This is a genomic window from Suttonella indologenes, from assembly GCF_900460215.1.
Taxonomy (GTDB): Bacteria; Pseudomonadota; Gammaproteobacteria; order Cardiobacteriales; family Cardiobacteriaceae; genus Suttonella; species Suttonella indologenes.
Genome location: NZ_UHIA01000004.1, coordinates 71,865 through 83,893 on the forward strand (window position 1 = coordinate 71,865; position 12,029 = coordinate 83,893).

Below are 12,029 nucleotides of genomic sequence, written 5' to 3' on the forward strand. Positions count from 1 at the left end.
CATTTTCCTTCTGCAATCCAGTGGAATCAAAATGTGATTGGTTTAACTTAGGAAATAAGTTTAATTTGATAGAGTCGTTTAATACAATCGGTACAATTATTTCTGCAATCGGATTGGTTTGGTTCAGTTATTTAACCTTCAAAAACCAAAAAAGTACAGAATTTGAAAATTTATTTCAAATCTTATTAAATGAACACAATAAATTAATGGAGAATGAATCTTTTAAAAAGGGGGTGGAAAAATTAAATGAAGAAATTGTTAATATTATTCGGAAATACAATTTTAAATATCCTGATGATATACTTATTTATCAAGAACTATTATGTAAATTACATACAACAAAAAGGAAGAATAATATTGAGGAAGTGATTAAATTAAGAAACTCATTGAAATCAATATATAATGAAGAAAATAAAATAAATACCAAACATGAGTTATATAATCCAACATATCAAATTTTTTGTAAAGAATCCGACCAAGATTATAAAACACAACGTGATATAGTTATTAAATATTCTGATGAGGTTATTAATATTATTGAAAGATATTTTAAAGAAGATCATATTGATAAAAATTTATCTGCCATTAAGACTGAATTAGAACAATTGATTAATGGTAATAAAATAGTTAAACCTTATCTTATAATTCTTTTTCGCATATTAAAATATATAAAAAATACTGAGAAGATTGAAGATGATGATAAAAATGAATATTTTGGTTTGGTTCGTGGATTGATTCCATCTAATGTATTATTTTTAATTTTATTTAATAGTTATGGTTGGAGTAAAAGTAATGAAAGAAATTCTATTGCTTATGATGAATTATTGGTTCGAGCAAAACTATTCGAACACCTAGATTTTAATCAAGATTGGATAGAAAATATATACCAAAATGAACATATTCCTAGAATTGATATGATTAGTCTTGTAGAAAAGACTGCAATAGAAATGATGGATAAAAAAGCTTTTGGAGAAAATGTATATTTAAGTAAAAAAATATGATTGCCCCTATCCTCTGAAATCTTTCCTGTCAGAGACTATTAAAATCTTGATGTTAGGTGGTTTCCTACCACCCAAACCTATTTGGGAAATATTTTTTCTATCCAAATTTCAATAAAATAGCTGATACATTTGCGAAGTTGATTGATATTTCGGGCTGCCTGTAAACACATTGAGACACCAACTATGACCCCAAACATCACCACCACTTTAACCGTTGAAGAATGGCTCAAAGTTTTGCATAACCCCAAATTAAGCACCCCAAAATCCCTGCAAATTTTGCTGACGGTTTACCGTAGCCCCAATCATCAAAATCGCGCGGGCATTATTGGCGAACAAATGGGCTACACCAAAAGTCCGCATTCCACTATTAACATGATGGTGGGTAGATACAGCCAAAAAATTCATCGTCATTATGGCGAACAATTGCTGTTTAATCGGCGTGGTAATGGCACGTTTCAATGGTGGATGCTGTTTTTTGAAGGCTGGTGGCAGCAGGAAACAAATTATTTTATTTGGCGTTTGAAACCTAAATTGTGTCAGGCTTTGGAAAAGAGTGGTTTATTGGAAAATGAATGAAATCAAAACCCACCCATTCCCCCCCTTTCTACCGTCCAATGCCAAGCTGTTGATGCTCGGCAGTTTTCCGCCACCGCGCAATCGTTGGAAGATGGATTTTTATTATCCGAATTTCAATAATGATATGTGGCGGATTTTCGGCTTGGTATTTTTCGGCGATAAGAATCATTTTATTGATGTGACAGGCAAACATTTCAAAGAAGCGCAAATCCGCGATTTTTTGCATGATAAAGGCATCGCCATTTACGGTACGGCTTATCAGGTGCGGCGTTTGCAAAACAATGCGGCGGATAAGTTTTTGCAGATTGTGCAGCCTGTGGATTTGACGGCGTTGTTGGCGCGGATTACCGATTGTCGGCACATTATGACTACGGGAGAATTGGCAACGCAGACTTTATTGTCGCAGTTACCTGAACACACCGCTGTGCCGAAAATTGGGCAATCTTCACGCGCTGAATTTTTGGGGCGTAATTTGTGTTTGCATCGTTTGCCCTCCAGTTCGCGTGCTTATCCTTTGGCTTTGGAGAAAAAGGCGGCGGCGTATGCGGAGGTTTTTGCAGGAGCGGCTTTGCTTTAGCGGGCTTGTGCCGTTTTTTCGACGATATCGATTTTAGCCGCTTATCAGAGATTGTGCCGATGATATAGTCTCTTTAGATTAAAATGATGCGCCTTAAAGAAAATATTGTAATATTTTCAATATGTTGAAAATTTTTATTGTCTCGTTTTAATCTGAAGAAACTATAGTCAATTCATGACAAATACGAACATTATATTTTTAACCTTAGCTTAGGTGTTTATGCCAGAAAGCACTCGCATGACAAATTGTGTTGGATATAAATATCTAAACTATTAATTTATAAGGAAGTAGGTCGGATTCTTGAATCCGAAAAATTTATATTTTAAGTAATGTCGGATACAAGTATCCGACCTACCAAATTGAAAAACATTAATTTTGTATGAATTGACTATATTAAGATTGCCGCATTGTGCGGCAATCTTTTTTGCTTATTTTTCGCTGAGTTGATAGCGGGTGCGGAAGGTTTTTCGGCTGTTGGGGGCGAGGATGTGCAATCCCATGCCGTTGTTAAAGCAGTCGGGTGCGCCGCTGAGGTTTTCCAGGGCGATGGATTGGCGTTCCGGCGGTATGTAGATTTGCAGGTAGGGGTAGCTGTCGTCGGGGTAGAGGCTGAGGCGGAATTGCGCGTTTTCTAAATGGCAGGCGGCGCCGTCGTGGTTTTGCAGGACGAAGCTGTTATCCAGCATGGTGTCGCCGATGAGGCTGGCGCGGCTGAAGCGTTGGTCGGGGATGCGTTTGCCTGTGGGCAGCAGATCTTGGTCAAATTCCAGTTGTTCTTGGCTGTTGATGTAGAGTTGCCATGTGTCGGCTTGTTCGCCCAAGCGGAAGTAGGGGTGCCAGCCGTCTGCGATGGGTATGGCTTCTGTTCCGCTGTTGCTGACGGTGCTGGCGATTTCCAGTCCTTCGGCGCTGAGTGTGTAGCGGATGTCGATGCGGTAGCAGAAGGGGTAGCCTTCTTCGTTTTGCCGGTAGTGGTGATGGAGTTCAATCCATGCGCTGTTGTCGTCTGCGTATTGTTCGCCGATTTGGAAGTCTTGGTCGTAGATGAGTCCGTGCAAGGCATGGCCTTTGCGATTGTGTTTTTGGCAGTGGTGTTCTTGTTCGTTGAAGCGGTAGCGGGCATTTTTCATGCGACAGACAAAGGGGCTGAGTTTGGCGCTGCGAAAGCCTTGAGTGATATTGCTGCGGGCTTGTTCGGGGTTTTCGTAGCCTTGTATGGCGTTGAACCATTCGCCGTTTTTTTGTAAAAGGGCGTAGGCGTGCAGGAGGGCGCCGAAGGACAGGATTTCTGCCCTCGCGTGATTTTTGTGTTCCAAGATAATGCTTTGTGTTCGGATGTAGACGTTGAACATGGGCTTTCCTTATTTTTTCTTGGCGTGTTTGAGGGAGTCGATGGCAACGGCAAGGACGATGATGCTGCCTTTGATGATGTATTGCCAGTAGGGGCTGACGCCGATGTAGGTGAGTCCGTAGTTAATCAGGGTGAAGATGATGACGCCGATGACGACGCCGATAATACTGCCCACGCCGCCGCTGAAGGAGACGCCGCCGATGACGCAGGCGGCGATGGCGTCCATTTCATACATGAAGCCGAGGTTGTTGGTTGCCGAGCCGATGCGTCCGGCTTCCAAGAATCCGCCGAATGCGTAGAAGACGCCCGAGAGGGTGTAGATGCCGAGTAGGTTGAGGGTAACGTTGACGCCTGAAACGCGGGCGGCTTCAGGGTTGCCGCCAATGGCGAAGAGGTTTTTGCCGAAACGGGTTTTGTTCCAGATGGTCCACATGATGATGATGGCGATGAGGGCGTAGATGGTGATGTAGGAGAGTTTGAAGCCGCCTATTTTGAAATAGCCTTGCGTGAAGCTGGAGTAGGCGGCGTCGAATCCCGCAATGGGCGCGGAGCCGACGAAGTCGTAATACAGGGAGTTGATGCCATAGACGATGAGCATGGTGCCTAAGGTGGCGATGAAGGGGGTAACGTTCAGCACGGTAACGATGATACCGTTTAATAGCCCGAGTATGGCGCCGATGGCACAGACGAGGATGATGACGAGCGGAATGGAGAGGGTTTCCAGTTCGGGGAATACTTTATTGACGTTGGTAGTGGCTTGCAGGAGGGTGGCGGCAACCACGGCGGCCAAGCCGACTTGTCTGCCCACGGATAAGTCGGTGCCTTGGGTTAAAATCAGCCCTGCCACGCCAAGGGCGATGATGATGCGCACGGAGGATTGGGTGAGGATGTTGCTGAAATTGGTCAGGCTGAGGAAGCTGGTGTCTTTGGAGACGATGGTAAGCAACAGAATCAGCAGCACAAAATACAGAGCGTAGTCTTTAAAGAAGGTAAAAGCTTTGTTGGAGGCGGATGCGTTCATGATAATTCCTTTTAACTGTCAGCAATTGGAGAAGATAGGTATTTGGCGGAAAGGTGCAGGATTTCTTCTTGCGAGGTGTCTGCGGTATTGACGATGCCCGCGACTTTGCCGGCGCTCATGACTAAGATGCGGTCGCTTACGCCCAGCAGTTCGGGCATTTCGGAAGAAATCATGATGATGGCTTTGCCGCGTTTGGCGAGTTCGTTAATCATTTGATATATTTCGTATTTAGCACCGATATCGATGCCGCGCGTGGGTTCATCCAGCATGAGGATGTCCGGCCCTGTGAGCAGCCAGCGTCCTAAAATGACTTTTTGCTGATTGCCGCCCGAGAGCGAGCCGATGCGCGTTCTTTGTGAGGGGGTTTTGACGTGCATGGAGTCGATGACCCATTGCGTGTCTTTGTGCATTTCCTTATTGTCTAAAAAGCCGCTATGTTCATAGTGTTTCATATTGGCAATCAGGGAGTTGAAGCTGATGTCCAAACCGCCGAAAATGCCGGTGCTGCGCCGCTCTTCCGTTACGAGGGCAAAGCCGTTTTTAATCGCTTCCACAGGGCTTCTGTTGGCGACCGCTTTGCCGTTTATCCGCACTTCGCCGCTGCCGCGTTCGCGGATGCCGAATAGGGTTTCGACCAAGTCGGTGCGTTTGGCGCCGACCAAGCCGCCGATGCCCAAAACTTCGCCTTTGCGCAGTTCAAAACTGATGTTTTGAATCGAGGGCTGGTTTTTCGCGCTTAATGCCCGCACTTCCAGCACGATTTCGCCCGGCGTATTATCTTTTTCAGGAAAACGCTGGGTCAGGCTGCGTCCGACCATTTTGGCGACTAAGGCGTCCATATTGGTTTCGGCCGTATGTACCGTGTCAATCCATTTGCCGTCGCGCAGAATCGTAATCGTATCGCAGACTTTGAAAATCTCTTCCATTTTATGCGAGATGTAAATGATGCCGCAGCCGCGCTGCTTGAGTTTGTCGATAATGGTAAAGAGATGAGAGACTTCTTTTTCAGACAGCGAAGAGGTGGGCTCGTCCATAATTACGATTTTCGCTTGATAGGAAAATGCTTTCGCGATTTCAATCATCTGCATTTCCGACACGGTCAATTTCGCCACTTTTTCGCGCGGGTCGATATCGATGCCCAGTTCGTCGAAAATCGCCTTGGTATCGGCATACATTTTCTTGCTGTCGATGAAAAAGCCTTTGATGGGATAGCGTCCCAGCCACAGATTATCCATCACGCTTTGCTGCTTGACCATGTTCAATTCTTGATGAACCATGGAAATGCCGTTTTCCAATGCTTCTTTTGTGGTTTTGAAATCGACTTCATTGCCTAAAAATTCAATGCTGCCCTTGTCTTTCGCATAAATACCGAATAGGCATTTGAGCAAAGTCGATTTTCCCGCGCCGTTTTCCCCCATCAAGGCATGCACGGAATGGGCGCGTACTTGCAAATTGACGCCGTCAAGCGCTTTAACGCCCGGAAAGGATTTATGGACATCCGTCATGGTCAGCAGAATCTCGCCGGTAGAGGGTGCAGGAGCTGTCATTAAAGTATCCTTTATCAGTTAAAAAAGGGCGGGCTGATGCCGCGCCCTCGCAATGGTTTTTATGATGAGGCTTATTTTAAAAATTTATCCAAATTGCTCTTATCCACGCCTACATAAGGCACGCGGATTTGCTTGCCGTCTAATGTGTACACGCTGCTTTGCGACAAATCTTTGCCGTTTGCTAAATCTACCGCTAAAGCATAAATCGCTTTCGCCTGCGTTTCGCCGTCATTTAAGACCGTGCCTTTCAGCACATCCGATTTCACTAATTGCAAAGCCTCCGGCAAAGCATCGACGCCGAAGGTCGGCAATACGCCGCCTTGCGCTTTCATCGCTTCAATCGCGCCTAATGCCATGCCGTCGTTATTGGAAATGACGACCTCGATATTTTTGCCTGAAGGGCCTGAGAGCCAAGCCTGCATAATGTCTTTCGCCTTGGCGGCATCCCATAAAGCGGCGTCTAATTGCAGCTGATTGGTTTTAATGCCGTTTGCATTGAGTTTTTCGACCACGAATTTGGTGCGCGCTTCCGCATCGGGGTGTCCGGGCTCGCCTTTGAGCAGCACAAAATCCAAAACGCCGTTTTTGTTGGTGTCCCAGTCAGGATTTTCTTTCCATGTCTTGGTAATCAAATCCGCTTGGATTTCGCCCGATTCTTGAGGATTCGTGCCGACAAAATAGACTTTGTCATAAGAAGCGATTGCCGCTTCGCCCGGGTCTTTATTGAAGAAAATTACAGGAATGTCTTCGGCGCGCGCTTTTTCGATAATCGTCGGCGCTGCGGCAGGGTCAACCAAATTGATTGCCAGCACTTTCACGCCCTTGGCAATCATCACATCGACTTGGTTATTCTGCTCGGACTGATTATTTTGCGAATCATTCATTAAGAGCTTGGCGGTTTTATGCTCCGCCGCTTCCGCCTCTAAAGATTTACGCATCAAAGACATAAAATTATCATCGTATTTATAGATGGTAACGCCCACTTTCGGCGCATCGGCAGCAAAAGATTGTCCCATCATCAAAGCCGCAACACAGACAGCTAAGGTCTTGCGAAATGTCATAAAAGTCTCCTATGTTTTTCTCAACAAATATCTCTCACGCAAAGGTAAGGCGGCAATGAAAATTATCTCTTCATTGACACAATGTTAATTTTAAGCAAACAGACTGCTTTGTAAACTATTTTTTCTAAACGCCAAAGCAATTATATGAATTTCCATGTGTTTTAATGCGGCAAATGGTGGGCAAAATCATGAAAACACCCTTAAAAAATAAGTTTTCTTATACAAAATCCACATTGACTTTTGATGAAATACTATTCATGATAATGTGTATTCCATATCAGGAGCGAATGCCATGTTTATGCCCAACGATCATCCGCACCGCCGCTATAATCCGCTTGCCGACGAATGGGTGTTAGTCTCTCCCCATCGTGCCAAACGGCCTTGGCAAGGACAGCAGGAAAAATGCGATACCGAGCGCAAACCCTCTTACGATCCCACATGCTATCTCTGCCCGGGCAATACGCGGATTAACGGCGAGAAAAATCCCGTTTATACCGCGCCTTATGTCTTTACCAATGATTTCTCCGCTCTTTTGCCCGATACGCCCGAGCATTGTGAAGAGACGCATCCTCTGTTTCAAAGCCACAGCGTGCGCGGCGTGAGTCGCGTGGTCTGTTTTTCGCCCGATCATGGCAAAACCCTGCCGGAATTGTCCCTGCCGGAAATCGAAGCCGTGATAGAAGTCTGGCAGGCGCAATGTCGGGAATTGGGAGAAAAATACCAATGGGTGCAGATATTTGAAAACAAGGGAGCGGTGATGGGTTGCTCGAATCCGCATCCGCACGGACAAATTTGGGCAAGTGATTTTCTGCCGCATTTGCCCGCCAAAGCGCATCAAGCCCAGCAAGAATATTTTGCCCGCCATCACCGCGCGCTCTTGCAAGACTATGCGGCGGAAGAATTGCGTCGTCACGAACGCATCGTCGTGGAAACAAGGGATTGGCTAGCGGTAGTACCTTATTGGGCGGCATGGCCCTTTGAGACCCTGCTCCTGCCTAAAATTCCTCTGCATACCCTTTTGGATTTGAATGTCTCGCAACGCAGTGATTTAGCCTTGGCACTTAAGCGCTTAAGCACGCGTTACGACAATCTCTTCCAATGCAGTTTTCCCTATTCTATGGGATTTCACGGCGCGCCCTTTGACGGCAAAGAGCATCCGCAATGGCGGCTGCATGCGCATTTCTATCCGCCACTGCTGCGTTCTGCCAGCGTGCGCAAATTTATGGTCGGCTATGAAATGCTTGCCGAAGCGCAGCGCGATTTAACGCCGGAACAGGCGGCGGAACGTTTGGCGGCATTGTCTGATGTGCATTATCGTACGGCAGATTAATGGACGAGGTTTTTGCTGCGTTGCTGCGATTGGCGGCATGGCTCTTCCACATGCCTTGCCTTATGTTTGAGAAAATGTGTCTAAAGATAGGTTTTCGTCCGCCGCCGAGCATCGTCGGTTTAAGTATTTACTGGAGCAGCTGATGATTTCGGCTCTTTTATTGCTTATCTATTAACGTTTGAAAACGCATTCACAAGGAATATAACAATGGATATCTCCGCTATTTTTACCGAAATATTTAATACCGCGCCCGCATATCGGATTCGCGCGCCGGGACGCGTGAATTTAATCGGCGAACACACCGATTATAACGACGGCTTTGTGCTGCCCTGCGCCATTGATTTCGCCAATTATGCGGCGGTGAAAAAAAACGACGGCAAGCGTGTGCGCGTATATACTGAAAATTATCGGGAATATGATGAGTTTGAATTAAACGGCGCTTTTCCTGCCTCGGATAAGCAATGGGCGAATTATGTGCGCGGCGTCTTCTGGGCATTGGCGGAAAAAGGCTATCCGATTAGGCAGGGCTTGGATATGGCGATTAGCGGCGATGTGCCGCAGGGGGCGGGATTGAGTTCTTCCGCCGCTTTGGAAGTGGCGGTAGGCAAAGCCCTGCAAACGCTGTTTGATTTGCCGCTCAACGAAAGCGAACTCGCCCTTATCGGACAATATGCGGAAAATCATTTTGTCGGCTGCAAATGCGGCATCATGGATCAACTTGCCAGCGCGCGCGGCGAAAAAGGTCATGCGATTTTAATCGATTGCCGCAGTCTTGAAACGCAGGCGATTGCCATCCCCGACAGCTTGAGCGTGATGATTATTCATTCCCACGTCAAACGTGGCTTGGTCGGCAGCGAGTACAATACGCGCCGCGAACAATGCGAAAGCGCTGCCGCGCATTTCGGCGTGAAAGCCCTGCGCGATGTCAGTTTGGAGCAATTTGAAGCCGAAAAAGGCGGACTTGAGGCGCTGGCGGCAAAACGCGCCCGCTACATTATTCAGGAAAATCAACGTACATTGGCGGCAGCACAGGCAATGAAAAATAATGATATCAGCGCTTTATCGCGCCTGATGGCAGAAAGCCATGCCGGTATGCGCGATGAATTCGAGATTACCCATCCGGCGGTAGATGCCATGGTGGCATTGATTGACGAAGTTATCGGGCATAGCGGCGGCGTGCGCATGACCGGCGGCGGTTTCGGCGGCTGTGTGGTGGCGCTGGTGCCGCATGAGGCGGTTAAGGCGGTAAGCGCGCATCTTGAGGCGCATTATCAAGCCAAAACCGGTCTGAAAGAGGAAATCTTTGTTTGCCAGCCGAGAGAAGGCGTGACTGCGCAAGTCCTTGCTTAAGCATCATCTTTGAAAGACCGCCAACAAAAAAAGCAGCTCTTTTCTTTTAAGAATCGAGCTGCTTTTTATTAGCAGATAATGATGCGCTTTATTACGCACCCATCAATTGCTTCAGGGTTGCGCCGATGTCCGCCGGCGAACGCACGGTCGCCACGCCCGCCGCTTCAAGGGCTTTGAATTTATCTGCCGCCGTGCCTTTGCCGCCGGCGATAATCGCGCCCGCATGTCCCATGCGTTTGCCCGGAGGTGCAGTCACGCCAGCAATATAAGCCACCACAGGTTTGCTGACATGGGCTTTGATAAATTCCGCCGCTTCTTCTTCAGCCGAACCGCCGATTTCGCCGACCATCACAATACCTTTGGTTTGCTCGTCCGCTTCAAAAGCAGACAGCACGTCAATGAAATTGGTACCGTTAATCGGGTCGCCGCCGATGCCGACGCAGGTGCTTTGTCCCAAGCCGATTTGCGTGGTTTGATGTACGGCTTCATAAGTCAATGTGCCGGAACGCGACACAATGCCCACGCTGCCTTTTTGATGGATATGACCAGGCATAATGCCCATTTTGCATTCACCGGGAGTAATCACGCCCGGGCAGTTCGGACCGATGAGGCGCGAAGCGCTGCCTTGCAAAGCCGCTTTGACTTTCATCATATCCAAAACAGGAATGCCTTCGGTGATACAGGCGATGATTTCAATACCGGCATCAATGGCTTCTAAAATCGAATCTGCCGCAAAGGGCGGCGGTACGAAAATCATGGAAGCATTAGCGCCGGTATCGCGTACCGCTTCGGTAACGGTATTGAATACAGGGCGGTCTAAATGGCTTTGTCCGCCTTTGCCCGGCGTTACGCCGCCGACCAATTGCGTGCCGTAGGCAATCGCCTGCTCGGAATGGAAGGTGCCTTGCGAGCCGGTAAAGCCTTGGGTAATGACTTTGGTGTCTTTATTGATGTAAATACTCATGGCTGCTCCTTATTGTGCCGCTGCTACGGCGCGTTTTGCCGCATCGGTTAAATCATCTGCCGCTTCAATGCCTAAGCCGCTTTCATTGAGCATTTTGCGTCCCAATTCCACATTGGTGCCCTGCAAACGCGCGACCACAGGCACTTTCAAATCGATTTCTTTTGCGGCGCTGATAATGCCTTCGGCAATCAAATCGCAGCGTACGATGCCACCGAAGATGTTGACCAAAATCGATTTCACTTCCGGCGAAGTCAAAATCAGTTTAAAGGCTTCCTTCACGCGTTCTGCTGTCGCGCCGCCGCCCACATCCAAGAAATTCGCCGGTTCGCCGCCGTGCAGTTTGACGATGTCCATGGTCGCCATTGCCAAGCCGGCACCGTTTACCATACAGCCGATATTGCCGCCTAATGCCACATAATTGAGCTGCAATTCCTGTGCTTTGTTTTCGCGCTCGTCTTCTTGACTGCGATCGCGCATTTCTTCCAAATCTTTATGGCGGTAAAGGGCGTTGTCGTCCACGCCGATTTTGGCGTCAAGAGCCAGCAAATTGCCGTCGCGGGTGACAATCAAAGGATTGATTTCCACCATCGCCAAATCTTTTTCAATGAAGAGTTTGTATAAACCTTCCATTAATTTGGCCAGTTGTCCGGATAATTCTTTATTCAAGCCCATGTCGAAGGCGGCTTGACGACCAACATAAGGGAAATAACCGGCAGCGGGATCCACGCTGACGCTGATGATTTTATCAGGGTGGGTCTCCGCCACTTCTTCGATATCCATGCCGCCTTCCGAAGAGCAAATGAAACTGACGCGGCGCGTGGCGCGATCAACAACCGCCGATAAATATAATTCGTCAACGATATCCAAGCCTTCTTCAATCAAGACCATATTGATCGGCAGGCCGATATCGCCGGTTTGCTTGGTTTTTAAGGTGTTGCCGATCATGTTTTCAGCGTAATTGCGCACTTCGTCCAAAGATTTGGCGACTTTCACGCCGCCTGCTTTGCCGCGTCCGCCTGCATGCACTTGAGCTTTGACAACCCAAACCGTACCACCCAGCTCTTTAGCCGCCGCTACTGCTTCTTCTGCAGATTTAGCCAAAATACTGCGCGGAATGCTAACGCCATAATCACGAAAAAGTGATTTGGCTTGATATTCATGTAAATTCATAGCTAATTTCCAATTTTGTTGGTTGAATGGTCACAAAAACCTCGCGTATCTTAACATATCCCAATCGCATTCAGCGTCGGC

The 12,029-nt window shown here is 47.3% G+C and carries 11 protein-coding genes; 5 read left to right on the forward strand and 6 right to left on the reverse strand.

What is annotated here, in order from left to right; genetic code table 11:
* Window positions 1-20: 20 nt before the first annotated feature.
* From DYC63_RS04260 to DYC63_RS04270, 3 genes are all read left to right on the forward strand, one after another.
* Window positions 21-1,001, forward strand: coding sequence for a putative phage abortive infection protein (locus DYC63_RS04260; RefSeq protein WP_172459415.1), 981 nt, complete (start codon window positions 21-23; stop codon window positions 999-1,001).
* A gap of 183 nt (window positions 1,002-1,184) precedes the next feature.
* Window positions 1,185-1,577, forward strand: a complete 393-nt coding sequence (locus DYC63_RS04265) for a hypothetical protein (protein WP_115218107.1) — start codon at window positions 1,185-1,187, stop codon at window positions 1,575-1,577.
* A complete protein-coding gene (locus tag DYC63_RS04270; protein WP_115218108.1) occupies window positions 1,570-2,154 on the forward strand; it encodes a uracil-DNA glycosylase family protein in 585 nt (194 codons plus the stop codon). The genes DYC63_RS04265 and DYC63_RS04270 overlap by 8 nt, the downstream gene beginning before the upstream one ends.
* A gap of 428 nt (window positions 2,155-2,582) precedes the next feature.
* Here DYC63_RS04270 and DYC63_RS04275 read toward each other — a convergent pair whose 3' ends face one another.
* From DYC63_RS04275 to mglB, 4 genes are all read right to left on the reverse strand, one after another.
* A complete protein-coding gene (locus tag DYC63_RS04275) occupies window positions 2,583-3,506 on the reverse strand; it encodes an aldose 1-epimerase (RefSeq protein ID WP_115218109.1) in 924 nt (307 codons plus the stop codon).
* A 9-nt stretch (window positions 3,507-3,515) separates the two neighbouring features.
* Entirely contained in the window at window positions 3,516-4,526 is a 1,011-nt protein-coding gene (gene mglC, locus DYC63_RS04280) for a galactose/methyl galactoside ABC transporter permease MglC (protein WP_115218110.1), read from the reverse strand.
* Between the two features lie 11 nt (window positions 4,527-4,537).
* Window positions 4,538-6,073 (reverse strand): galactose/methyl galactoside ABC transporter ATP-binding protein MglA, encoded by a 1,536-nt coding sequence (gene mglA / locus DYC63_RS04285; protein ID WP_115218111.1) that lies wholly within the window; start codon window positions 6,071-6,073, stop codon window positions 4,538-4,540.
* A 71-nt stretch (window positions 6,074-6,144) separates the two neighbouring features.
* Window positions 6,145-7,134: a galactose/glucose ABC transporter substrate-binding protein MglB gene (mglB, locus tag DYC63_RS04290; protein WP_115218112.1), complete on the reverse strand. Its 990-nt coding sequence runs from the start codon at window positions 7,132-7,134 to the stop codon at window positions 6,145-6,147.
* A gap of 292 nt (window positions 7,135-7,426) precedes the next feature.
* Here mglB and DYC63_RS04295 point away from each other — a divergent pair, with 292 nt between their 5' ends.
* Window positions 7,427-8,464: a UDP-glucose--hexose-1-phosphate uridylyltransferase gene (locus tag DYC63_RS04295; protein ID WP_115218113.1), complete on the forward strand. Its 1,038-nt coding sequence runs from the start codon at window positions 7,427-7,429 to the stop codon at window positions 8,462-8,464.
* A gap of 207 nt (window positions 8,465-8,671) precedes the next feature.
* Window positions 8,672-9,814 carry a galactokinase gene (galK, locus tag DYC63_RS04300; protein ID WP_115218114.1) on the forward strand — a complete coding sequence of 381 codons (1,143 nt, stop codon included), beginning with the start codon at window positions 8,672-8,674 and terminating at the stop codon, window positions 9,812-9,814.
* Window positions 9,815-9,905: 91 nt separating this feature from the next.
* Here the strand turns inward: galK and sucD are convergent, their stop codons facing one another.
* Window positions 9,906-10,778 carry a succinate--CoA ligase subunit alpha gene (gene sucD, locus DYC63_RS04305; RefSeq protein WP_115218115.1) on the reverse strand — a complete coding sequence of 291 codons (873 nt, stop codon included), beginning with the start codon at window positions 10,776-10,778 and terminating at the stop codon, window positions 9,906-9,908.
* Between the two features lie 9 nt (window positions 10,779-10,787).
* The gene (sucC, locus tag DYC63_RS04310) at window positions 10,788-11,948 is read right to left on the reverse strand and encodes an ADP-forming succinate--CoA ligase subunit beta (RefSeq protein ID WP_115218116.1); all 1,161 of its coding nucleotides are present in this window, start codon (window positions 11,946-11,948) and stop codon (window positions 10,788-10,790) included.
* Window positions 11,949-12,029 lie beyond the last annotated feature (81 nt).